We start from the raw sequence: 25,007 nt of genomic DNA, 5'->3' as shown, positions 1-25,007 counted from the left end.
CTTGTTGCGCGCCCGTACCCGGAAATAATACGTCACACCGTCCTGTACGGGGGCGTGGAAATTGCCACGCGAGCTGGACGTTCTGCCGGCAGATTACCATAGTTGGTAATTAATTTTGGTCGTCTCATTTTTTTAAGTTTTTAATGTTAAACATTTGATTTTAGTCAAAATCTACAGGGCTCCTCCCTTTTGATAAATCTTGTCCGCCGAAGGAGGAGGGAGAAGCTTTTTGTTTTTTTCTAAACATACTTCCTTTTGAGCCTGGTCGAAAAAACGGAGGTAAACTGATTTTCCGGGAAACCTGGTCAAAACAAGTTTTGTCATGTCCTAAAACATTTGATTTCATTGGAGTATTTCTTAATAACTCCACTGGAAAGCGTCTTTGCGAGGAACCGACCTTAGGAGGCAAAGCCTCCCCTGAGGAGTCGAAGGGTGGCAATCTCATGGAGGCTGGCAGCATACCCCTAATGGCAAGTGCATTCCAGCTACCAGATCGCCACCCCCTCGCTACCGCTCGGCGTGGCGAAGACGCTTTCCGTTTGGTTTGGGTGTTTTTCAAAATCCCGAAAAAAACGTTTTTCCCAATTTACACAACCCTCAAAACATTGCTTCTCCCAACTCCCACACTCCAAGACTCCTCAACTCCCCCCGATCTGACCTTCGTCATGCAAAGCTCCCGGTGAAATGTTAAGGTTTATACCCATACGGGTGGTAATTACCATAACTTTAACATTTATGTGTTTTGAGGATATTTATAAGGTTTTGAAGCATAATTCCCTGAAATAAGCCGGCAAACAGCACTAAATTTCACGGGAAATTCGGTAATTTTCTTCTTACGTATTTCTTTAGTAATCCTGAGGAAAAAACTTATAAAGACACACCCCCGGCCCCTCTCAAGAGGGGAGCTTTAGTGCTTCTTAAAAAAGATTTTTATCTAATAGCCCAGTCGAGGTAAAGGCAGAGGGATGACAGTCCGGTAGCTGGAATAACTCCATCTTTGCGAAACTCTGTGAAAACCTCTGTGTGTCTCTGTGAAATAGCTATTACACAAACCTGCCTGGCCGGCACAGGCAGAGTTCCCCAGAGCATTCACAAAGAACCACAGAGAAAAATACATCATTACCCGCTCTCCGAAGTCTTGTATGCTATGCGAATGTCTCTGACTTCACAGCCCACTGCACCTCCATGACAGGTCAATATGTTGCGCTCCTCTCTGAGAAGTTTCCAAAAATGATATTTCATAACGTTGAACCACATTTTTGTAACTTGTTTAAAGCCTTCGTCATTGACCAGGTCTTTGCAGCAATACATAAAGGAAGACTTGTGGGAAATTGGGGTACCCCTCGGAGAGTGCGTTTTTCGTTTTCCTTTTTATTGAAGGTTTGGGCTGCGAAGTAGCATCTTCGCAGAGCGGGCTCTTCGTCATGCTGTGGGAAGTTGAAAATACCGCTTACCAAAAAGATATTTCTGCCGGTTTTCAGACGGTAAGAGCTTGTTTAAAAAGAATTCATCCCGATACTTATCGGGAGGCTAAAAAAATGTCCTTTTTGCCCCATATTCGTCTTTTTCTCCCACCATAGCTACGGCTATGCAGCTTAAAAAAGCCTTCATATGGAACAAAAATCATCATTTTTCGCTACAATCAATCCTTTTTAAACAAGCTCTAAACAGTTACGCCTCATTGGCCACCTTTGCAAACTTATTTCTGTACTCAATCGGCGTAAGCCCTGTAATCTTTTTAAATATATCTCTAAAAGCTTTCGTATCGGTGTAACCTACATCGAACATGATTTCAGTTACATTCTTTCTGGATGCTTCAAAGAAATTTTTGGCAGCTTCTATTCTTACCCGTTGTATATATTCGATGGCTGTATTGTTGGTAGCCTCCTTAAACCTTCTTTCAAATGTTCTGCGCCCCGAATTAATCAAATTGGCTAAAGTCTCTATTTTTATTTTATCACAATAGTGTTTTTCGATATAATCCTGTACTTTTTGGATATCTTCATCCCCGTGATTCCGTTGACCTTTGAATATTGTGAACTGGGATTGGCTGTCTCTCCCGATATCCAATGCAAAATATTTTGAGATCATGACTGCTGTTTCCCTGTCGGAAAACTTTTCAACCAGGTATAATATTAAATTCCATAAACTACTTGCCCCACCACTACTGTATATATTATCGTGTTCGGTTATTATTGCACCATCTTCTACCTCCACCTCCGGGAATCTTTCTTTAAACTCACGGATATAAGCCCAATGTGTAGAACATTTTTTGCCATTGAGCAAACCTGTTTCGGCTAAAAGGAAAGCGCCGATGCATAAACTGGCAAGACTTGAACCTTTCTCGTGTAATTTCTTAAAATAAGGTATCGCTTCTGCATTGGCCTCAATCCCTTTGGCCGTATCACCAAATGCAGGGGGTATGATAAGCAGGTCGGTTTCGGTCACATCTTTGAGCAACCTATCGGTTTTTATCATGTATTCGCCATTGTTAGCGGGTACATATTCTCTTAGCCCCACATACTCGACCTCGAAAATGGGCTTTTTGCCAAATGTGGTTAAAAACTCATTGGCGGTATGGAAGGTTCTGAATGGCGGTGTAACGGCTTCAATAACACCATACTCGGGTACAAAGACAGAAATTTGCATGCCAACTATTACTATTAAACCGCAAGATAAAAAATAGTTTTGTCATAATCCCCCCCGAAAACTGTCATTTTCACAACAGCCGTGATTTCATACCTCATTGTAACTTTGAATTATAAAATTTAACAAACAAAAATTAAATCAAATTACAATGGCACAAGTAACAAAAATTACGGTAGAAGCAACAGCAAATGCTCCCGTAGCAAAAGTATGGAAGGTATGGAATACACCGGACGACATCATGCGATGGAACACGCCCGACCCGGGCTGGCATACGCCAAGCAGTGAAAACGACCTGCGGGTTGGCGGTAAGTTTAAGAATAGAATGGAAGCCAAAGATGGCAGCTTTGGTTTTGATTTTGAAGGTATTTATGATAAGGTGGAACTGCATAAGGAAATCACCTACACCCTGGGTGACGGAAGAAAGGCTACCACGTTGTTTGCCGAGCAAAATGGTAAGACCGGCATAACAACCACATTTGATGCTGAAACCGAAAATGATCCGGAGTTTCAGAAACAAGGATGGCAGGCTATCCTGAACAACTTTGTAGAATATGTTGAATCGACTAATCCGTAAATCAATAAAGATGAAGAAGAATAAAATAATCTTTTGGGTGGCAACTGCCATCATCATACTTTGGGAAGGGATAATGCCACTCGGCACCGTACTGTTTGCACCGGAGTATGTGAATGCCGGCACAGAACCTTTGGGCTATCCCGATTACTTTGCCTACGCGCTTATCATCTGCAAAGTACTCGGCGTTTTTGCGATTGCTTATCCCAATATACCGGGCAGGCTAAGGGAATGGGCGTATGCAGGGCTGACGTTTAGTTTGATCTTTGCCTTCATCAGTCATGCATGTGTAGATAAGAACATCGGCTTTATGCTGATGCCACTGGTAGTGTTGGGTATTCTTGCCGTTTCCTACATGTATAACCGTAAGATCCGGGCTAATGGCTAAGACGAATTATCAAAGCATTGATCAGTATCACCAGGTATTTGGCGGTGAATCCCTGGCGCGTATGCAAACCATCCGAAAAATCATTCACGAGGTGGTACCTGGCGCGGAGGAAAGTATCAGCTATCAAATCCCTTGCTTTAAGTACAAAGGCTATTTGATATACTATTGTGCATTTCCGAAACACATCTCCTTGTCACATCCCTATAGCGATGCGTTTTGGAAGTACTTCAAAGCGGACCTGGTTGGCTATAAAACCAGCAAATCGGTTATCCGGATTCCAACCGATAAACCGCTACCGGAAAAGCTGATCAAAGAAATCATCACCTTCAGGAAAAAGGAAAACGAGGAAATGAAGAAGGGTAGTAATACATAAGAATTAATTAATCACCATTAAATTTTAATACCATGGAAAGTAATTCCGTTTCATTACACCGGGTCATCAAGGCAAATCCGGAAAAAGTATTCCGGGCATTTGCAGACCCGATAGCACACTCAGGTTGGTTGCCACCTTATGGATTTGTATGCACTGTTCAGCAAATGGATTTTAAAGAAGGTGGTAAGTTTAAAATGACCTTTATTAATTTCAGTACAGGGAACAGCCATTCTTTTGGCGGAGCGTATCTTGAAATAAAACCGAATGAATTTATTAAATATACCGATAGGTTTGACGATCCCGATTTGCCCGGAGAAATAACCACAACCATACGACTGAACAGGGTTTCGTGCGGCACTGAACTTCATGTGGTCCAGGAAGGAATCCCCACGGCAATACCGGCAGAAATGTGTTATTTAGGCTGGCAGGAATCGCTGGAGAAATTAATAAAACTTGTAGAGCCCGAAATACCTGACGCTTAATTTAATCTGATTATGACCGATTCTAATAACGGTAAATTTGTGAGTGCAGTTTTCATAACGTTTTCCGGGAACTGTAAAAAGGCACTCACCTATTACCAGGCCTGTTTTGGCGGTACCCTGCAATTCGAGACTTTTGGAAGGGAATTGCAAGGGTACGCCGAAATGCCTGTCGTCAGCGGGTCATTGGTTTCCGATAGGATAGTCATTCACGGTTCGGACCTGGTACACGACGAAGGAAGAACACTTGGGAATTATATGTCTATTTTTCTACACTGTAGAAATGCATATGATAGAAAAGAGCTTATTGAAAAACTAAAATGTAATGCACAGATTATTTTTTTCAATGATGGCGATGACCAAAAACTGGTTGAAGTAACCGATGCTTTTGATGTGAGGTGGGTGTTGAGCGTTTAGGGACAGCATAGGTACGCCGTGAAAGGCGACTCTAAAGAGCGGCTTTTGTAATACCCTAAGGGTCCTCCGACCAAAGTGTCTTTGTCGGTTATATCCCCGCTCTCCGAAGTCTCGTATGCTATACGAATGTCTCTGACTTCGCAGCCCACTGCACATCCATGACAGGTCAAATACGTTGCGCTCCTCTCTGAGGGGCTTCCAAAATGGTCTTTCATAACGCTGAACCACATTTTTGTAACTTGTTTAAAGTCTTTTCATTGACCAGGTCTTTGCAGCAATACATAAAGTAAGGCTTGTGAGAGATTGGGATACACCTCAGAGAGTGTGTTTTTCGTTTTTCTTTTTATTGAAGTAAAGCCGTTTAAGGTTTTATGAAAAACAATGTTGGACCATCGACATGGGCTTGGCTTAAAGTCATGGTATCGGTTGACATGTCTAAAACCCACTTATTATTTTCAATCTTTACGATATACTCTTGAGGTTCTTCGACAGAGAGATTCCCAGATAAATGTTCTAAATTCATCTCGTAATTATAGGAACCATTATTATACCCATCATTATCTACATCTGCTTCAACTATTAAAGCGCCATCAGATTGAAATTGATACAGAATATTATTATCGGAATAATCTGTTTCTTCTAATTCACTAGAATAAACTTCGATTTTTATCATTTTCCAATCCCCAATAATATTTGGAGAAGAATTATCATCATCATTATTACAAGACGACAACAGCAAAGAAATACAGAAAATTAAAGTAAAGTTTTTCATGATTTTGGCTTTTAAGTTTTATACAATAGAAAATAGAGGGCATTTGAAGTTCATTATATAGTTCTTCGCTACATGTTAATCACACATTATCAATTATTTACATACTAAATGTGAAAAAAAAATATAAAAAAACAAATTAATGCCCCTCATACCTTCTAATTCCGAATTAATCACTGATAAGATGAAAAAAGTGTAAAATAGTTGCGTATCTATCTGATCCCCAGATTGGTTATTGTTTGAAATTGATCAGAAAGTAAGGCTCGTACTTAGAATTAAAAAACGCAACCAGCTCTGTGAGTTTACAACTTTGCTGCCCCAATCCGCTCTCCGAAGTGTCGTATGTTATGCGAATGTCTCCGACTTCGCAGCCCGCTGCACATTCATGACAGACCGATACGTTACGCTCCTCTCTGAGGAGTTTCCAAAATGGTCTTTCATAACGCTGAACCACATTTTTGTAACTTGTTTAAAGTCTTTTCATTGACCAGGTCTTTGCAGCAATACATAAAGTAAGGCTTGTGAGAGATTGGGATACACCTCAGAGAGTGTGTTTTTCGTTTTTCTCTTTATTGAAATAAAGAAAGTGATAACTACATAGAATATCCAGAACAAGACTCTTATTATGGTGAAATAATTAAAGCTTTTAAAAAATTAGGAGCTACACAAATAGCAGAATCACCGGAAAAAGAAAAAAACCTAAAAGTAAAGATGAAACCCTGAAAAAAGGTATTAACAATAAGTACAACAGAGCAAATTAATAACCTACTGTATGCTTTTCTAAAAGTGATCTTGCTACATTTGTTGGGACACTTAGTTAAGAAGAGGACAACAAATGGAGTTTGTGAAACTGTATGAAACAAATATAGACTACTATCTTACCGAAGATGCGAATTTTAACTATATCCCATTAAAATAATTATGAACCGATTAGTATTTGTACCGTTTATAATGCTGCTTCTATCCTGTTCAAACAGCGATGATGACAGTCCTGTTGACCCTGTTGACCCGGTAGAAAACAACACTTTTGTGTATGACAACACTTATGAGATTACCCAGGCGAAACATTTTGTGGGGCCAGGGGGAGAAGAAGTTGAAGGAGATGGCTCTGTCCTCCTGAAAAAGGAATGGAGTTTTTACAAAGACCCCGGAGTACTGGAAATCAATTTCGACGAAGATTCCATCCGGGTCCATACGGAACCTACGATATACACCTATAAATACGAGGTGGAAAAAAATGATTTATTCGTATACCAGGAGGACAAGAAAGTACTAATAGGACAGGTACAGGACGATAATAAGGAATTGTACTTGTTTAAAAAATACCTTGCCTACCTTATTATTACAGATAAAGACAACAATGAAGTGATCTATGAAAAAAGTAATGATTTTGGAATAATTACGGAGGAAGATATCTTTCCTGTTGTTATTGATTCACCGTCAGATTTAATTCAGGAAGATGAATATATCTTCTGGAGTACAATACGTTATAAGTTTATTCCGAAACAATAGTTTTTCTAACCGGCGGATATCTTATCGTAACCTACCAAGATAGACCTCACAGCATTTAGAACACGGAAAGATTATATTGAACGAGTTCATTACATCCATAAATCGCCTGCACTTATGCCAAGCGATTTATGGATGTATCTTTTAAACAGCAATTGTAAACGCAACTAAAGGCGTGTCACACTACGCAGGACATCATAGGCTTATGTAATACTATCCGTAATTCTTATTAGTTCTCATCCCACCATAATCTTGTGGAAAGCGGTACTTCATCCGGAACATTCCTGCCATTTTCCGCACGTTCTTCTGCGGGATAAGCCACCCGTCGGATAGGCTCGTCAAGAACTGCTCCAAGAGGTAATCTGAACCCCTCGTATTCATAATTATGCCTGCGCATATCGTTCCACGCTTCCGGGTTGAGGTAGGTCACCACATATTTTTCCTTAAAAATAAGGTCTAAAGTAAGGTTTCCGGAACCTACACTTACAATGGGATTATTAATATAAGTATTGGCCGGACCTTCCTCTACCTCCAGTTTTTCCATACTTGCCCGGATTCCTTCAAGATAAGCGTCATATGCCCGTGGCATATCTCCCGCACGATGGGCTGCTTCCGCTTCTATAAATTTCATTTCCGCATAACTTATGATAAGCAATGAGGCGTCAGGAGCGGTAAAAGGTGAATTTTCACTGATGTAGCATTCGTCTTTTATGGTATTAGCTGCCCCCGTATTGCCTTCTCCGTTCCTGGTTCCCACATATTCGTCATGCACTGTTTTATCGGTAATCTTTTCGATACGGGGATCAAACAGCCCATAAGTTTCTCCATTCAGGTGGTTTACCCAGTTGTCGGATAACCATCCGCCAAGGAGATTTCCGTCGTTGTTCCGGGCAATCTGTGCCCAGGGGTTAACCCCTTCAAATATCCCCATTCCCGCATCATCGGCATTAGAAGTATAGGAATTATCCACCGCGGTCAATACAGCCTGCGGATCGTAATCCTCTTTCTTTGATATTTTATTCAGGAGTCTCGCCTGTATCGCATAGGCCGTTCTTAACCATGCCGAACGATCTCCCCCATGAATAAAATCTTCATTTTCCGCCAGCTTTACGTTGGAATCCGTCTTTTGCAATTCCGTAATAGCTTCCGATGCAAAGCTCAATGCGCTCTGGTAGAGGGACTCCTGGGAGTCATAAACCGGCGTCAATGTAGTTCCTCCGAAAGCATCTGAAAAAGGAGCATCCCCCCAGATATCGGATACCAGGCTTATATGATACGCCATAAGCACATTGGCAACTCCCAGATGTTCACTGGATTCTACTTCCAGTGCCAGGTTCCTCATATCATAAATATCAGCCATAGCATAATACAAATTGTTCCATTGCAACCTATTATCCGTAACCTGATAGGTGTCTGCCGCACCACCTGCGGAAGGGTTGGCTATATACTGGGTGTAGTAACTCACAAAAGAAGCCACACGTTGACTATTAAGTCCGGTTTTGTGGGTCACTGTCGACAACATCGCATTTATGGGCGGGTTCTGAACCAGGTTGGGGTTCTCATTGAGATCGAAAAAATCGCTCCGGCAACCCTGGGTTAATACAAACACTGCCAGGAGGGTATATATGGATATTATTTTTTGTACATTCTTCATTTTTGGAGGGATTAGAGTTCAACGTTAAGAGTGAATAAAAAACTCCTGAGAGCGGGGTAGGTAAACCCGGCAAAGCCATCTATGTTAGATCCGCTTGAAAAAGAGCTGCTTTCCGGGTCATAACCGGTATATTTTGTCCATAACCAAAGGTTGTTTCCCGTTGCAGTAAAACTCATGTTACGTACAAAAGAATCTTCCAGCCACCTTTTGGGAAGACTATAGGTAAGCGATACGGACCTCAGCCTTACCCAGGAAGCATCTTCCACAAAATTCTCCGACACCCCCCGGTAATAGTTTCTGTAGTACCCGATACCGTAGTCCCGGCCTGTCCCGGGATCAATTCCCTGGCCTAACCAGACTTCCTGTGTATTGGGTGTTCCATTGGCCAGTACTCCGTTGAAAACCTTGTAATCATTCCTGTTCTCCGTAATTTCGGACATCCCGAAAGCAGAATAGAAATTAGCCTGCTGGTTATACCGGTATTGTCCGATACGGGCATCCATCAAAGTGGTAAGAGATACGTTTTTATACCGGAATGTATTACTCCATCCTCCTATCCATTTGGGTTGAACATTTCCCAGTATTTTTTGTACCGAAACAGGTTCTCTTACCGGGAAACCGTCTTCATCGATCACAATAGGCCTGGATTTATCCACATGCAATCCATCTTTGAGCCCTGCCTGTATTTCTTCATCGGTGTAATAACGTTGGTGCACCGTACCGAAAAGAGAACCATAAGCCTCACCGGGAACCAGTTTCATGGTTACTGTAGCCCCTACATACCCGGATTGAGAAGCCAGAGTGATCTCATCGAGGTCTTCATGAATGCTCAATATCCTGTTCCGGTTTGCGGAAAAATTTACCTGGGTTTCCCAGGAGAAATTTTCTTTCTTTATCGGGGTGGCAAACAGGGTCAGTTCTACCCCTTTGTTGCGCATACTACCTGCATTTATAGAAGCGAGTTCAAACCCGGTGGCAGAAGATATGGGGACCTGTATTATCTGGTCCTTACTGGTGGAATGATAATAGGTAAAATCAAACCCCAGGCGTGAATTAAAGAAGGACATCTCCAACCCGGCTTCGTAGGTATCTGTAAACTCCGGACGGAGGTCGGGGTCTCCGAGCAGGTTGGGCCTGGTGAAGCCTACATAACCCGGGGGCAAATCCATATAATTGGCAAAACCGCCACTGGTCGAATATACATCGGCATCCTTACCAATTTTGGCGTAGGAAAACCGGAACTTACCATTACTTATAACCTCCGGAAGAGACAGGTTTTCACTGAAGATGTAGCTGAGGCTGGCGGAGGGGTAGAAGAAGGCATTATTGGGTTTTAACAAGGAGGAGGTCCAGTCATTCCGGGCTGTAAGTGTAAGGAACAGGTAATTGTTGTAATCGAAGGAAAGTTCCCCGAATGCGCCCATAAGGCGATACTGGCTCTGTTCCTGGACAGTATTGAGGATGTTGGCATTCCTGAGATCGAACCAGTTATAGACGGTAAGGTCTGCCCCCTCTACCCCCGTGTTCTTTACTTTCCTGGTGTAAAATTCGTGCCCTACACGCAATGTCCCGGTCAATTCGTCCGAAAAACTGTGTGTACCACTCGCAACAAATGTACTGTTTATAGTCTCAAAACGGGTGTTATAATCATAAATAAGCCCTCTTCCCGGGGCAGCCGATGTACCGTTGTCATTGACTATGCGTTCTCCTTCCAGCCCCTGTATTCCCGGAGCTGTCCTGAGCCGGTTTTCATTGTAATTATCTATCCCTACCCTATAGTTAAGATTCAACCATTCTGTTGGCCTGTAATCAAAATACACACTTCCTATAAACCTGTCCACATCGTCTTTAAGCCTGTTGGTATGCGCCACATACATGGGGTTTGAAGTACCCCCGTAAGATCTCATCGTACCGTTCTCTTCACGAAAATCGGTCACGTCGTGCCTTCCCGACCAATATACCAGCTGTTCATTATAGCGTATCGCATTATAGCGATATCCCCCGGAATTAATATAAGACATGGTCATCCCGGTCTTAAACTTGTCACTTAACTTAACATCTGTATTTAATCTGGCCTGATAGTTCTTATAGTCTGTGGATGGTAATATCCCGGTCTGGTCGAATTGGGATAATGAGGCGAGGAAGGTAATGGTTTCATTGCCACCGGAAAAAGACAGGTTATTCCTCACCTGTGAACCTGTCTGGAAAGCATCTTTGACGTGATTGTACAACTTTGCCGGGTGTGTAGGGTCGATAGCCCTTGCTTCCTCTACCGTAGGGCCCCAGGACGGCCAAAAATCATCCGGATCATACTGCCCCATCCATCCCTGGGTGTACTTATTCTGAATATCGGGAAACTTGTTTACATAATCCACACCGTAAGTACTGGTATAATTTACTCTAATGGTCCCGGCTTTTCCCGATCTTGTGGTAATAACCACAACACCATTGGCTCCGCGAAGTCCGTACAATGCAGTTGCAGCCCCTCCTTTTAATATATTAATGGTCTCTATGTCGTCCGGATTGAGATCGGCTGCCCGGTTGCTCATTCCGCGCAAATTCGATCCGCTGCCGAATGTGGAGGTGGTATTGTCTATGATCACTCCATCAATAACAAACAGAGGCTGGTTATCTCTTCGGGGATCTATAGAGTTAATTCCCCTGATCTGGATATTGGCTCCCTGTCCCGGGGCACCCCCGGTACTGTTAATACTTACTCCTGCTACTTTTCCCTGCAGGGAGTTTACCACATTGGGTTGTTTGTTCATGTTAAGGAGTTCGGTGTCCACCTTTTGGGCGGCATATCCCAGGGAACGTTCACTCCGTTCTATCCCCATTGCCGTCACCACAACCTCATCCAGGGCCTGGGCATCTTCTTCCAGCACTACATCAATAATGTCAGATTCCCCTACGGTCCGGGTGACGGTAGTCATTCCTACATAAGAAAATTGTAAAATATCGCCTTCGGAAGCATTAATGCTGTAATTCCCGTCAAAATCGGAAGTGGTCCCCGTGGTCGAACCCACAATTATAATGCTCACTCCCGGCAGGGGGGCATTCTCCGTGTCTGTAATGGTTCCTGTTACCTGGGCAAAGCCCGTAAAACAAAAAAATGTACACGCCAAAAGCGTGATCGGAAGTAGTTTTTTCATGTGTTAGTTCAGTTTATTATTCAGGTATGAACCCAAATATAACAATATCATATTAAATTAACTTAATTATAACATATTCATTTTACATTTTAACCATTAACACATATAAAGAACAACACATTGAAAGAAATGAATTTTTTGTGTAAGTTTATCACTTATTTAAAAAAAGCCGGGAGTCCGAAGTGGAATGCTGCAAACAAAACTTCGCCCCTCGGACCCCGGGCTTCGAACCTAAAAAAACAAACCATGAAACAACTCTTATGCGCCCTTCTTATTGGCAGTCTTACCGTTTCCTGTATTAGCGGGAACAAGGAAAAATCTACGGAAAAAACCACTGAAAATACTGTGGAAAAAAAACCGGAATGGATACAGTTATTCAATGGTAGCGACCTTGACGACTGGAAAATCAAGATATCCAAGCACGAACTGGGAGACAATTATGCCAACACCTTCCGGGTGGAGGACGGGTTGATGAAAGTAAGTTACGACGGGTACGAGGAGTTCGACCGGCAGTACGGGCATATCTTTTATAAAGACCCGTTTTCTGCCTACCTGCTCCGGGTGGAGTACCGTTTTACAGGCGACCAGGCTCCCGGAGGGGAAGGCTGGGCTTTCCGCAACAGCGGGGCGATGCTACACGGCCAGTCACCGGAAAGCATGTTAAAAGATCAGGACTTCCCGATATCTATCGAAGCCCAGATACTGGGTGGCAATGGTTCTGACCCCAGGCCCACGGGTAACCTTTGTACTCCCGGCACCAATGTGGTTATTGCAGATACCCTTTACACCGATCACTGCCTGAATTCCAGTTCCAAAACATATCACGGTGACCAGTGGGTACGGATGGACATGCTGGTTCTGAGAGATTCCGTTATACATCATATTGTGGAGAAAGACACGGTCCTTACTTATTACAAACCGCAATTCGGGGCCGGTTCTGTTTCTAACTTTGATCCTGCAGAAAAAAAGGACGGGGAATTAATACGGGAAGGTTATATTTCCCTGCAAAGCGAAAGCCACCCCATAGAGTTCCGTAAAGTAGAACTGCTGGACCTGGAGCCCTATATGGAGGATAAGAAGAAACTGAATGAAGTTCTGAAAGAAGTGGGAAATTAGAAGTGGGAAGTTGGAAGTACGAAGTTGGAAGTGCGAAGCACGGAGTTCGAGGTCTTAATTCTTCTGGCTTCGTGCTCCGTGCTTCTAACTTTATTTATACCACCTCTTCCGGAGATTTTACGGCCGCGAGGTACCTTTCGGCATCCAGGGCTGCCATACATCCGGTACCGGCTGCGGTTATAGCCTGCCTGTATTCTTTATCCTGAACATCCCCGCTGGCAAAAACACCGGGTTTACTGGTTTTGGTGGACTTTCCTTCGGTAATGACATACCCTGTTCCATCCATTTCCAGTTGTCCTTTGAATATATCGGTATTCGGTGTATGCCCTATGGCTATAAACAGTCCTGTTATTTTTATTTCATCCTTTTCCCCGGTCTGGTTATTCCGTATACGAAGGCCCTCTACCACCTGGTCGCCCAACACCTCATCCACTTCGCTGAAATACCTGACTTCCAGGTTGGGTGTGTTCTCCACCCGGTGCTGCATGGCTTTGGAAGCTCTCATTTCTCCCTTTCGCACCAGCATGGTCACCTTGCTACAGATATTGGCCAGGTACGTAGCTTCTTCTGCTGCGGTATCTCCACCACCTACAATAGCTACATCCTGTCCTTTGTAAAAAAATCCGTCACATACCGCACATGCGGAAACTCCTCCTCCGCGTAAACGCTGCTCACTGGGCAATCCGAGGTACCGGGCCGATGCTCCCGTAGATATAATTACGGCTTCGGCTTCCAGTTGTTTGGAATTATCGATTGTGACTTTATGAATTCCTCCTCTTTCACTGCTGAATTCCACGGCAGTCGCCATACCTATTCTAACTTCGGTACCGAAACGCTCCGCCTGCTTTTGCAATTGCAGCATCATGGTAGGTCCGTCTATCCCTTCCGGGTATCCCGGGAAATTATCGACTTCTGTAGTGGTTGTGAGTTGTCCTCCGGGTTCTAATCCTGTGTACAATACGGGCTTAAGATCGGCACGGGCCGCATAGATAGCCGCAGTGTAACCGGCAGGACCGGATCCTATAATAAGACATTTAATTCTTTCTACTGTATCTGACATGGTTAACTCCTTTGTTTTTATTGCTTAACAAAATTAGAATAATTAATAGGAACTGGATATAAAAAGTTATCAAAAATTGCTATGGAACCATTGCCCCCGGTTATGCCGTAAAACTTTTATGTATAGAGTTTCTATGTGGTCACTGAAGCTTCTGTTGTTCGAAAACGAGTTTGGCTATCCTTCCTTTGCCTGCGGCATAAGCTACCGAATCGTTTAAAAAGCGTATGGTATAGAACCCTTCTGCAGATATGGACTTCCAGGTATTGCCCCCGTCCCGCGAAAAAGAAATACCTTCGAAACCTGCCGCTACTATTTCCTTCCCGTCCCTTCCGGGGATATACTGCACGCACGAACGGTATCCGGGATACTTTTTATTTGCCACCAGTTCCCAGCTTTTGCCACCATCTGTAGTTACCGCCTTATTAGCCGTATTGTAATCGGGCCTGGTGTAATCTCCTCCGATGGCAATCCCCGTGTTTTTATCCCAAAAATCTACCGAATACATGCCCAATGTAGGTTCTCCCTGTATCACGGGAACATTGTATACTTCCCAGCTATTCCCTTTATCGGGCGAATAAAATACTCTGCTCCGTAATCCTCCTGAGACGATCCAGGTCCTGTTCCCTACGATATCTATATTGGTATTGCTTGCCGCAAATGCAGCCTCACCTTCGGCAACCAAAGGCAATCTGTCGCAGGGTATCTTTGACCAGGAATTTCCCCCGTTCCGCGTTACCAAAACAGAAAGACAGCCGCTTTCCGTAGGGTCACCGATAGCAATGCCTTCTTTTTCGTTCCAGAACTTCATGGCATCGTAAAACGCCTTTTCATGGGTTTCGCGGTACACCAGTTCGGTTTTTCCCTTTTCCCAAACTTTATAGAGCAATGCCGGACTGCCAATACTCAGTACAAATACATTATTATCATTGGAAGCTATGGCACGAAAATGTGGCACCAGGGTATCATAGGATACGGAATCTATAACAGGATGTCCCTTATAATCAAAATACCCGAATCTCCCGCGATCGTCTGCAAACCAAAGGGTTTTACCGGATACTATTTCAATGGCCCGCACACTCATGGAGTCTTCCAGCATAGGGATTACGGAAACACCGGTAATATCCCTGGCTTCAAACTTTTTGGAAGAAGTACAGGAAACGGATATCACAAAAGGTAATATAAATAACAGTTTGTTCATCAGGATAGTTATTATGAAAATCTCATCGGATTCTGTTACAAAGATAGGTTTCTTTTGCAAAGGATAAAGAAACCGGGGCCGTACCACCAGGCAAACGTATTATATTAGGAGAGGAGCGGTAAGAGTGTTATAGTTCGGAGTTGAGGAGTTTAGGAGTTGGAGGGATTATTTCTTTGTTACAAGTTACAAGTTGCAGGTTTGGAGGTTGCAGGTTTGGAGGTTGCAGGTTTGGAGGTTGCAGGTTTGGAGGTTGCAGGTTTGGAGGTTGCAGGTTTGGAGGTTGCAGGTTTGGAGGTTGCAGGTTTGGAGGTTGCAGGTTTGGAGGTTGCAGACGAAACAGAGGTGGCTGAGTGTTCCGGCAAAGCCGGAATGTATCGAAGCCCCGGGTTACTGGTGAAATATTCTGAGTAGACCCGAATTTTTGTTAAAAAAAAGATGTTTTATACCAAAACCAGGTTGTTTTTTAACTTATCGTCGTATATTAATATCCGTTAACCAGAAAATGCTTTACTTATGAGAACAATATCATGCCTTTTCACTGTAGTGATGGCCTTATTCGTTATTTCCTGTAAAAACGATAAAACAAAAGCGGAGGATCCGGGAAAAACCCTGGGACCGCTTCATGTTTCCAGTGAAAAACCAAGTCCGGGAGATTCCCTGTACATCACATATACCACCGAAAAAAAGAGTCCCAAAGCCTATTACTATTACGCCGTTAACGACAATTTCTATCCTGTGGATATTCCTGTAAAGAATGTTTCCGGAACATGGGAAGGCACCATGGCTATCCCCGACTCCGCTACGGCCGTCACCTTTGCCTTTAAAACAGACGGCGAATTCGACAATAATGACCAACAGGGTTTTGTGTTGCCCCTTTATACGGAAGAAGGAGAATTGCTCAAAGGCACCCTGGCCAGTATGGCTTCTTATTACGAAAGTTATTACGCAAAATCGCACGGCGTTGAAATGGAAAAAGATTCGTCGATCGCCCTCTTCAAACAGGAATTTGCCAAAAATCCGGATATAGTGGACATCTGGGACAATACCTATCCCCGGATATTGTATAAGGAAGACAAAACAGAAGGGAAAAAATGGATTGAAGAACGTATAGCAGCTTACGAAGCCCATGAAAAGCTCACCGATAAAGACTACAATACCCTGGTAGCCCTGTATAATGTCATGGGCAATGATTCCGTGGCGGAAGCCCTGACCGAAAAAGCCATAGCCGATTATCCAAAAGGAAAACTGGCCAAAAACAAACTCTCCAGAACATTTTACAAAGAGAAGGATATTGCAAAAAAAGAAGCGTTATTCGAGGAGTATACCGATTCCTTTAACGATACGAACGGAAAAAATTTCATGCTATATATGCTCGCCAAGGAATATGGGGATCGGGGAGATTATGAGACCTTTACCACATATGCCGACCAAATATCTGAACAAGGCAGGGACAAAACGTCGTTGTACAACAGCATAGCCTGGAAACTCGCCGAAGAAGGAAAAGACCTCGATTTTGCCGCCGGGATATCCAAGAGGTCCCTGGACATCATAGAGTCGCTCCGGCAGGACCCGAAAGACAAACCGGAATACCTGTCCGAAAGCCAGTACAGGGACAACCTGGATGGCAGTTATAGAATGTACGCAGATACCTATGCCCTTATCCTTTTTAAACAAGGGCAGGTAAAAGAAGCGGTGAAATACCAGGAAGAGGCTATAGGAGAAGGAAAATCCCCTGAAGTCAACGAACGCTACATCCAATTCCTCCTGGCCGATGACAATTATGGTGCAGTACAGGAAAAAGCCGGGGAATTTATCCGCGAAGGCGTTTCCACGGAAAAAATGAAGGAATACCTGAAATCGGCCTATACGGAAAGCAAAGGTTCGGACGAAGGGTTTGACACCTACCTCTCCGGTCTCGAAAAAGTCGCCCGTGCTAAAATACTGGAAGAAACAAAGAAAAACATGCTCGATGAGGAAGCTCCCGCTTTTTCCCTGAAAAACCTGGATGGCGAAGATGTTGCCCTGAGTTCTATGAAAGGAAAGGTAGTTGTCCTGGATTTCTGGGCTACCTGGTGCGGTCCCTGTAAAAGCTCTTTTCCCGGGATGCAAAAAGCGGTTACCAAATACGAAAATAACCCGGATGTAGAATTTCTCTTCATCGATACCTGGGAAGGAGATAAACCCGAAGTCCGCTTAAAAAAAGTAAAGGATTTTATAGATCAAAACCAATACACCTTCCATGTATTGCTGGATACTCCCGTATCTGAAGGCAGCAGGGAGTTTGACATTGTGGATAAATACGGTGTGGAGGGCATTCCCACCAAGATCATTATAGGGCCGGAAGGCCGGATCAATTTCAGATCGGTAGGTTATAACGGCAACAATGAAAAATTAGTGGAAGAACTGGACATTATGATAGAGTTGTTGCAATCCTAAGGCAATGAACTCGTTTAAACTTTTTTGATTGAAGCGAACCTGCCTGGCCGGCAGGCAGGAAATAGAGATTTTTGTTCCAAATTTTGGCTTTTTTGAGCTGCATAGCAGAGCTACTGAGTAATAAAAAGGCAAAATTTGGGGCAAAAAGATAATTTTGCAGCCTCCCGATAATTATCGGGATGGAAAAAGTTTAAACGAATTCAATATCCGAAAAAGTCAAAAATCCCAAATTCCGTGATACGTTTACGGAATTTGGGATTTGATATTTATTATCCGGTTCAGGGTAAGACCCTACTCCGGTGGATATCTATTGCAGCTGCTTTAGCTTCTATGAGCTTTTATCTAGCGAGGTTATTGAGTTTACGGGCATTGCCTAAATAACTCAATGGCTTAATAACCAATGACTAAAATACAATTTCTCCGCCCGCCGGGCAGGACCCTTTCCAACCCCGGACTTACAGCCCGGACCGGGTTAGTTTAATTTTGATACCGGCTCACCATACAGGTCAAAGTCGGAAGCATCTATAATGTGGATATCTGTAAACTCCCCGATACGCACATAGTGTTGCGAAGCATCAATCAGCACTTCGTTATCCACATCCGGGGAATCGAATTCCGTACGGCCCACAAAGTAGTTTCCTTCTTTTCTATCTATAATACAGCGATAGGTCCGTCCTATTTTCTCCTGGTTGAGTTCCCAGGATATTTGCGACTGGATCTCCATAATTTCGGCAGCCCTTTGTTGCTTTACCTCTTCCGGAACATCATCTTCCAGGGTATAGGCATGCGTGTTTTCTTCATGAGAATAGGCAAAACAGCCCAACCTCTCAAACTGCATTTCTTTTACCCAGTCTTTCAGTACCCCGAAATCTTCTTCGGTTTCTCCCGGATAGCCCACTATTAATGTAGTACGGATAGCCATTTCCGGCACTGCTTTCCGGAAATCCCGGAGCAGTCCGGTAGTCTTTTCTTTTGTAGTTCCCCTCCGCATGGATTTCAGTATGGGATCGGCGATGTGCTGAAGCGGGATGTCTATATAATTACACACTTTGGGTTCTTCTTTCATCACTTCCAGGACATCCATCGGGAAACCCGTAGGGAACGCATAATGCAGGCGTATCCATTCAACACCTTCTACCTTCACCAGTTCGCGAAGCAGTTCGGCCAGATTTCTCTTTTTATAAAGGTCCAGACCATAGTACGTAAGGTCCTGGGCAATAAGTATAAGTTCTTTTACTCCTTTTTCGGCAAGTTTTTCGGCTTCCTTAACCAGATCTTCTATAGGTGTACTGCGGTGTTTTCCGCGCATTAACGGAATAGCGCAGAACGAACAGGGACGGTCACAGCCTTCCGCTATTTTTAAGTATGCGTAGTTTTTAGGCGTGGTCGTAAGTCGTTCCCCTACAAGCTCATGTTTATAATCGGCGCCCAACGCTTTTAAAAGCACGGGGAGATCGGACGTACCGAAGTATTGGTCCACATGAGGAATCTCCTTTTCCAGGTCCGGTTTATACCGTTCGCTGAGACATCCGGTAACAAAGACCTTATCTACGGCACCTTCTTCTTTCTTCTGAACGTATTCGAGTATGGTATTGACACTTTCTTCCTTGGCATTATTGATAAAGCCACAGGTATTGATCACCACTATATTACCTTCATCTTCGTGAACAACATCCTTACCGCTGGCTTTTAACTGCCCCATCAAAACTTCACTGTCGTAAACGTTTTTGGAACATCCCAGGGTAACTACATTTATTTTATTCTTTTTCAGAGACTTGGTCCTCATTGCATTGCCGTATTAGGAGTGCAAAAGTAAGGAAGATGTGCGACATATTTACCGCATCCCGGAAAAATTCGGGCAGTTTCTAAAAGAGGGTGTAAAAAAACTTTTAACCACAAAGACACACAAAGCAGGCACAAAGGAACCAAAGAGTTAAATGTATCGTAATCAAATGCTAATTTCTTTATGAGCTTTGCGCCTACTTTGTGAACTTTGTGGTTTTTATAGAAGTTAGAGGTTTTTCAGACACCCTCCTTCTCTGTCTATTTTATTTCTTTCAGCAATTCTTTCACCGCCGCTTCCAGTTGCGGATCTTTACCGCTAAGGAAATCATTATAAGGCAGCGGTACCAGGATATCCGGTTCCAGGTCCAGGTTTTCCGTAGGCCGGCCTTCCTTGCCTATGGTAGCTACCATAGGAATACCAAAAATTATGGAGGGATCGATCTGTCGCTCCCACCATACGGCAGTTCCCGTTCCCGCTACCGGCATACCTACCAGTTTGCCGATACCATTCTGCTTATATATATAAGGAAAGATAAAGGCATCACTGTAATTTCCTTCGCTCATTACCACGATACTCGGTTTGGTCCATCTCGACATCGACTCGCCTCCTTCCACCACGTGTCCCTGCGGTGCGAATTTCAGGTATTCTTCACCGCTGAGAAAAGTGTTCAGATCGTCATGCAACCATCCACCACCATTGAAACGGGTATCTACTACCAGGGCTTTTTTACCCAGGTTTTTTCCGAGTACATTTTCGTAAACATCGCGAAAACTACCATCGTTCATTCCTTGTATATGTACATATCCCAGCTTGCCGTCACTCAGGGAATCCACCATTTTCTCCATGGTCTTTACCCATCTGCGGTACATGAGTCCGTTTTCTTTTCCAAGGGAAACAGGTTTAACGGATTCTTCAAAGGTTTTAGCACCTCTTTTAACCGTGAGCAGCACATTTTTATCCTGAATATTCAGCAGATACTTATTCCAGTTTTCGCCGGAACCGATCTCTTTGCCATTGATCTTTACCAGGATATCTCCTGCCTTTATCCTGCTGTGAGCAGTGTTCAACGGACCTCCGGAAATCACTTCCGAAATCCGGATGCCTTCTCCGGTATACTTTTCATCGAATAACACTCCCAACGAAGCAGTATGGTTTCCTTTTGAAGTATCCGGATAGAAACGTCCACCGGTATGCGATGCATTCAGTTCCCCTAAAAACTCACTCAGCAATTCCTGGAAGTCATAATTGTTGTTGATATGCGGCAGGAATTTTGCGTATTCGTCGTGGTACATCTGCCAGTCGATACCGTGAATATCCGGATCGTAGAATTTTTTCTTTACCTGCCGCCACATATGGTCGAACATGTAACTGCGCTCGGCAGCGGCATCTACGGCCATATCGGCATCGATACTTATATTTTCCACTTTTCCGCTGTCGGTATCTACCTTCACCAGTTTACCCCTGTTGCTCAGGTACAGCGTTTTTCCGTCTTCACTGATCTCAATACCACTGGGACTTCCTCCCATTTTGGCAAGTACCTTGGTTTCCCGTGTTCGCGGTTCGGTAACCCAAAGGTCATATCCTTTTTCAAAAGCAGCCAGGTAATACACTTTGTCGCCTTCTTTGCTCAGCACATAGTCGCTGATACTGGAACTGTTTATGGTAAGTTTTACTCTTCGGTTATCCAGATTATCCAGGTTCAGGACCAGGTTTTTCTTCTCTTCCTTCTTGTCCTTATCTTTTTTCTTTGACTTTTTATTGTCTTTTTCTGCTTTTTCTTCCTCTTCTTTCTTTTCCTCCTCTTCTTTCTCTTTCAAGAGTTCGAATTCTTCTTTGCTAAGAGAATAACGGTCATAGGCCTCCTGGTCGAAGAACACGGCATAAATATCGGATTCCCTGCTTCCCTGGTAGGCGAGTGATTTTCTGCCTTCACGGCTGCTCATATAGGTCATCATCTTTCCTTCAAGCGCCCATTTAGGGGATTCTTCCCCGAAACCACCGTCTACCGGGTGAAATACCTCCCCGGTACCATCTGCCTTCAGCAATGCCGTATTCCGGCGTACAAAATACCCTTTACTGTCATCTACCAGCAACCATTTGCTATCCGGGCTCCATGTAAAAGACCAGTCCCCGTCGCTATAGGAAAAGTTACGTCCTTCAGGCAATACGGTCACTTTTTTCCCGGTATCGACATCCAGTACTTTCAGGATATTCCGCTCTTCGATATATCCCACCTTTTTTCCATCGGGAGAATACCTGGGCTGAAATTCTTCGGCATCGGTAGCTATAACGGCTTCCGTTTTCAATACGGTAGAGGCGTAAAAATATTTTTCATCCGCCCTGCGAAGTGTGGCTTTGTATATATTCCAGCTACCGTCTCTTTCTCCGGAGAAGAGCAATGTTTTACCGTCAGGAGACCAGTTGATCATCCTTTCCTGCTCCGGGGTATTTGTCACCCGTTTTGTCCTGGAATCGTCCATTCCGGTTACAAATACTTCGCCGCGGTTTACAAAAGCTATTTCTTTTCCGTTCGGACTCACGGCAAATTCGGTGACACTGCTGATATCCATGTTCTCAATAACCTGAAAAGCCGCATCATCCGATATTTTCACATCCAGTTTCACCGGTTTGCCTCCCGGCTTTACGACATAAACGTCTCCTTTCCAGGTGAAAGATATCGTATTGTTATTTGCTATACTTAAATGGCGTACGGGAAAACCGGTAAAGGCGGTCAGTTGCTTTTCGGTGTTATCCGCAAGAGATATTCCATAAAGGTTTTGGGTACCGTCTTTTTCATTAAGGTAATACACGGTATTATTATCGGCACTGAAAACGGGATTTCTGTTCTCTCCTTTAAAAGAACTGAGTTTCTTATAAGTATCGCCGGCTGTATCCAACAACCATATATCCCTGGTCACGGAAGATGTGTGATGTTTTCTCCAGGGATCTTCGTACCCTTTCCTGTCTTCAAAAACGATTTTTGTTCCAGCCGTGTTGTATTGAGCTTCATTGACTCCGGCGGCAGTAACAAGTACCGGTCTTCCTCCTTCTGCGGGAATAGTGTACAGGTTGTTAAAAAGACGTGCCATGGGGAAACGCACACTTCGGGAAGGAGCATTTCTGCCACTGCCAAAAAGCACGGAACTACCATCGGGAGTAAAGTCGTACGGCACATCATCCGCACTGTTATAGGTAAGTCTTACAGGAGTCCCCCCTGTTGCAGGCATCGTATAAACGTCAAAATTCCCGTAACGGTTACTGGCAAAGGCTATAGTCTTTCCGTCGCGGCTCCATACCGGCCTTATGTCATAGGCATCGCCTACGGTTATGGGCACGGCGGTACCACCTTCGGATCCGACACGGTAAAGATTTCCCATATAGCCGAAAACTATGGCGCTTCCGTCCGGTGAAATAGAAGGATACCGCAACCAACGGGCATTTTCCTGGGCGAATAATGATGCTGTCAAAAAACAGATCATTAATGCCATACTGATTTTTTTCATGAAAATCGGAGATTAAATTAGTTTAATAAAGTGTTAATGCATTTTAAAAGGACACAGTTTACTACATTTTGTTACATAAAAGAGGGTGTATTAACATTCTTTAACAAATAAGATACGGACCAGATGAAGTATATAGACAAAAATTGTTTTTAACCGGCTTTCCCGGAAAATCAGTTTTACCCTAACCATTTCGACTATCCCGATATTTATCGGTATCAATGCAGCGCCTAAAGGGCAATGTCATTTAGTTAAGGATATTTGTTCATTTTTTTGGCCTTTTTTAGGGCTCCTCTCTTGTGATGAACCTGTCTGCCGGACGGGCTGGGAGGGGTGGACCGCTTTACGGGACGGGGAGTTCTGACAAGCCCGAACCTTGGTATATTTACCTTTACGTTTGAGGTTATCCCTATGGCCGGGGATTTCAAACCCTCCCCCCGTTGCTACGCTCGGGTACCTCCCTTCATCTGAACTACCGTGTGTACACAACTAAAGGGTTATCTTTATATTTAAAAAAATAAGATATTGGAAACATCACGGATCAAGGAACACATAGATTTCACCGATCATTTGCCAGACAAACGATTGGTAAAAAGGGGGCTACCTTATTAAGCTCCATACTCATAAGTAAAAGCAGCACTATACGTCGTATTTCCAGGGATTATGCAGAGCAACGTGCCAACTATAGATTTTTAAACAACCCAAGAGTGGAAGAACAATCGCTTATATCGGAATGCACCTCTCGCGTAAAAGAGTTAAGTAGAGACCGTGATCTTTTGGTGATCCAGGATGATACGGAATTCAATTTGTCCAAGCATTCCGGGCGATTACAGCCCCGTACAGGCCTTGGCCCCATAAGGAATACTAAGAGTATTGGTTTTTTTCTTCATCCTAGTTTGGTTCTGGATGCCACTATGCTTACTCCTATTGGTTTTTCCCATATCGATATATGGCACCGGGAAGAAGACAACGGAACTCGCCACAGCCGGCAATATCACAAGCTTCCCATAGAAGAGAAAGAATCTTTTAAATGGATTCGATCCAGTGAAGCTTCCAAAGAGAATCTGGCCTATGCAAGATCTATTACGATCATCCAGGATAGGGAAGGTGATATTTATGAGCAATTTGCCAGGATACCGGATACCAAAACTCATCTGTTGGTTCGGGCAGGTTATAACCGTAATATCAAAACGGACACCGAAAAGGTATTTGACCATTTGGCGCAACAAGAGGTTCAGGCGGTTTACACGGTTACCGTAGAAGAAGATTTACATAAAAACAGAAAGGGGCGGGAAGCAAAAATGGAACTCAAGTATAAACAGGTCGAGATTCAACGTCCCAAAAGGGCAGACAAAGCTGCTCCTAAAACACTAAAACTCTACATAGTAGAAGCCAAAGAATCCCAACATACCACACCCAAAGGAGAAGACCCCATTTGTTGGAGACTGTGGACTACTCATACTGTAGAAACCGCCGAACAAGCACAGATCATTGTTGCATGGTATAGCAGTCGCTGGTTCATAGAACAGGTCTTCAGGCTAATGAAAAAGAAAGGGTTTGCTTTAGAGGATAGCGAATTGGAAACCGGATGGGCCATACGCAAACTGGCCATAATGATATTACAAGGGGTTTTGAAATTGTGTCAAATGATGATCGCCTATGGAAAAGAAGAGAGTCAAGCTATAGCTGAAGTATTCGAGGATACAGAAGTAAAGTGTTTGGGAAAACTCAATGAAAAATTACAGGGAAATACCCTTAAAACAAAAAATCCATACCCCAGGGATCAATTAAGTTGGGCCACATGGATTATTGCTCGGTTAGGAGGATGGAATGGTTATAAATCCGAAAGACCACCTGGTCCAATAACCCTAAAAAATGGATTAGACGAATTTAACTCCATTTTTAAAGGATGGTCATTGCTAAATGGAGATGTGTACACACGGTAGTTCA

At 43.6% G+C, this 25,007-nt stretch carries 19 protein-coding genes; 10 read left to right on the top strand and 9 right to left on the bottom strand.

Translation table 11 applies throughout. The features are described from left to right. Positions 1-1,119 precede the first annotated feature (1,119 nt). Both ACVBDU_RS20990 and ACVBDU_RS20985 read right to left on the bottom strand, forming a co-directional pair. Positions 1,120-1,242: a hypothetical protein gene (locus ACVBDU_RS20990; protein WP_447181654.1), complete on the bottom strand. Its 123-nt coding sequence runs from the start codon at positions 1,240-1,242 to the stop codon at positions 1,120-1,122. Positions 1,243-1,671: 429 nt separating this feature from the next. Further along, positions 1,672-2,649, bottom strand: a complete 978-nt coding sequence (locus ACVBDU_RS20985) for a GlxA family transcriptional regulator (RefSeq protein ID WP_447181653.1) — start codon at positions 2,647-2,649, stop codon at positions 1,672-1,674. Between the two features lie 148 nt (positions 2,650-2,797). On the opposite strand from ACVBDU_RS20985, the gene ACVBDU_RS20980 reads away from it, so the two are divergent. The 5 genes from ACVBDU_RS20980 to ACVBDU_RS20960 are packed head-to-tail and all read left to right on the top strand — an operon-like array spanning position 2,798 to position 4,877. Continuing rightward, the gene (locus ACVBDU_RS20980; protein ID WP_447181652.1) at positions 2,798-3,223 is read left to right on the top strand and encodes an SRPBCC family protein; all 426 of its coding nucleotides are present in this window, start codon (positions 2,798-2,800) and stop codon (positions 3,221-3,223) included. A gap of 10 nt (positions 3,224-3,233) precedes the next feature. Beyond that, entirely contained in the window at positions 3,234-3,608 is a 375-nt protein-coding gene (locus ACVBDU_RS20975) for a DoxX family protein (RefSeq protein WP_447181651.1), read from the top strand. Next, positions 3,601-3,981: an iron chaperone gene (locus tag ACVBDU_RS20970; protein WP_447181650.1), complete on the top strand. Its 381-nt coding sequence runs from the start codon at positions 3,601-3,603 to the stop codon at positions 3,979-3,981. Before ACVBDU_RS20975 ends, ACVBDU_RS20970 begins: the two co-directional genes overlap by 8 nt. 32 nt (positions 3,982-4,013) lie before the next feature. Next, positions 4,014-4,463, top strand: coding sequence for an SRPBCC family protein (locus tag ACVBDU_RS20965; protein WP_447181649.1), 450 nt, complete (start codon positions 4,014-4,016; stop codon positions 4,461-4,463). 12 nt (positions 4,464-4,475) lie between these two features. Then, positions 4,476-4,877 (top strand): VOC family protein, encoded by a 402-nt coding sequence (locus ACVBDU_RS20960; protein WP_447181648.1) that lies wholly within the window; start codon positions 4,476-4,478, stop codon positions 4,875-4,877. Between the two features lie 361 nt (positions 4,878-5,238). On the opposite strand, the gene ACVBDU_RS20955 is transcribed toward ACVBDU_RS20960, so the two are convergent. Beyond that, the gene (locus tag ACVBDU_RS20955; protein ID WP_447181647.1) at positions 5,239-5,649 is read right to left on the bottom strand and encodes a hypothetical protein; all 411 of its coding nucleotides are present in this window, start codon (positions 5,647-5,649) and stop codon (positions 5,239-5,241) included. Between the two features lie 918 nt (positions 5,650-6,567). Here ACVBDU_RS20955 and ACVBDU_RS20950 point away from each other — a divergent pair. Then, positions 6,568-7,158 (top strand): hypothetical protein, encoded by a 591-nt coding sequence (locus ACVBDU_RS20950; protein WP_447181646.1) that lies wholly within the window; start codon positions 6,568-6,570, stop codon positions 7,156-7,158. Positions 7,159-7,384: 226 nt separating this feature from the next. Here ACVBDU_RS20950 and ACVBDU_RS20945 read toward each other — a convergent pair whose 3' ends face one another. Beyond that, positions 7,385-8,809, bottom strand: coding sequence for a SusD/RagB family nutrient-binding outer membrane lipoprotein (locus tag ACVBDU_RS20945; RefSeq protein ID WP_447181645.1), 1,425 nt, complete (start codon positions 8,807-8,809; stop codon positions 7,385-7,387). Between the two features lie 11 nt (positions 8,810-8,820). Beyond that, complete coding sequence (locus ACVBDU_RS20940) at positions 8,821-11,961, bottom strand: SusC/RagA family TonB-linked outer membrane protein (RefSeq protein WP_447181644.1); 3,141 nt, start codon at positions 11,959-11,961, stop codon at positions 8,821-8,823. A gap of 246 nt (positions 11,962-12,207) precedes the next feature. Here ACVBDU_RS20940 and ACVBDU_RS20935 point away from each other — a divergent pair, with 246 nt between their 5' ends. Beyond that, complete coding sequence (locus tag ACVBDU_RS20935; protein WP_447181643.1) at positions 12,208-13,077, top strand: 3-keto-disaccharide hydrolase; 870 nt, start codon at positions 12,208-12,210, stop codon at positions 13,075-13,077. Between the two features lie 94 nt (positions 13,078-13,171). On the opposite strand, the gene trxB is transcribed toward ACVBDU_RS20935, so the two are convergent. Together trxB and ACVBDU_RS20925 are read right to left on the bottom strand one after the other, a co-directional pair. Continuing rightward, positions 13,172-14,137, bottom strand: coding sequence for a thioredoxin-disulfide reductase (gene trxB / locus ACVBDU_RS20930; protein WP_447181642.1), 966 nt, complete (start codon positions 14,135-14,137; stop codon positions 13,172-13,174). Between the two features lie 139 nt (positions 14,138-14,276). Beyond that, positions 14,277-15,335 (bottom strand): WD40/YVTN/BNR-like repeat-containing protein, encoded by a 1,059-nt coding sequence (locus ACVBDU_RS20925; RefSeq protein WP_447181641.1) that lies wholly within the window; start codon positions 15,333-15,335, stop codon positions 14,277-14,279. 140 nt (positions 15,336-15,475) lie between these two features. Between ACVBDU_RS20925 and ACVBDU_RS20920 the strand changes: the two genes are divergently transcribed. Beyond that, complete coding sequence (locus tag ACVBDU_RS20920; protein WP_447181640.1) at positions 15,476-15,685, top strand: pentapeptide repeat-containing protein; 210 nt, start codon at positions 15,476-15,478, stop codon at positions 15,683-15,685. Between the two features lie 163 nt (positions 15,686-15,848). Continuing rightward, the gene (locus ACVBDU_RS20915; protein ID WP_447181639.1) at positions 15,849-17,771 is read left to right on the top strand and encodes a redoxin domain-containing protein; all 1,923 of its coding nucleotides are present in this window, start codon (positions 15,849-15,851) and stop codon (positions 17,769-17,771) included. Between the two features lie 472 nt (positions 17,772-18,243). Here ACVBDU_RS20915 and rimO read toward each other — a convergent pair whose 3' ends face one another. Further along, complete coding sequence (rimO, locus tag ACVBDU_RS20910; RefSeq protein ID WP_447181638.1) at positions 18,244-19,557, bottom strand: 30S ribosomal protein S12 methylthiotransferase RimO; 1,314 nt, start codon at positions 19,555-19,557, stop codon at positions 18,244-18,246. A 257-nt stretch (positions 19,558-19,814) separates the two neighbouring features. Beyond that, entirely contained in the window at positions 19,815-23,060 is a 3,246-nt protein-coding gene (locus ACVBDU_RS20905; RefSeq protein ID WP_447181637.1) for a S41 family peptidase, read from the bottom strand. A 521-nt stretch (positions 23,061-23,581) separates the two neighbouring features. Between ACVBDU_RS20905 and ACVBDU_RS20900 the strand changes: the two genes are divergently transcribed. After that, the gene (locus tag ACVBDU_RS20900; RefSeq protein WP_447181655.1) at positions 23,582-25,003 is read left to right on the top strand and encodes an IS4 family transposase; all 1,422 of its coding nucleotides are present in this window, start codon (positions 23,582-23,584) and stop codon (positions 25,001-25,003) included. Positions 25,004-25,007: the final 4 nt, after the last annotated feature.

It is taken from the genome of Sinomicrobium endophyticum, from assembly GCF_052983315.1.
The sequence above is the reverse complement of the archived record's forward strand: the minus strand, read 5'-3'. Positions and strand labels throughout refer to the sequence as shown.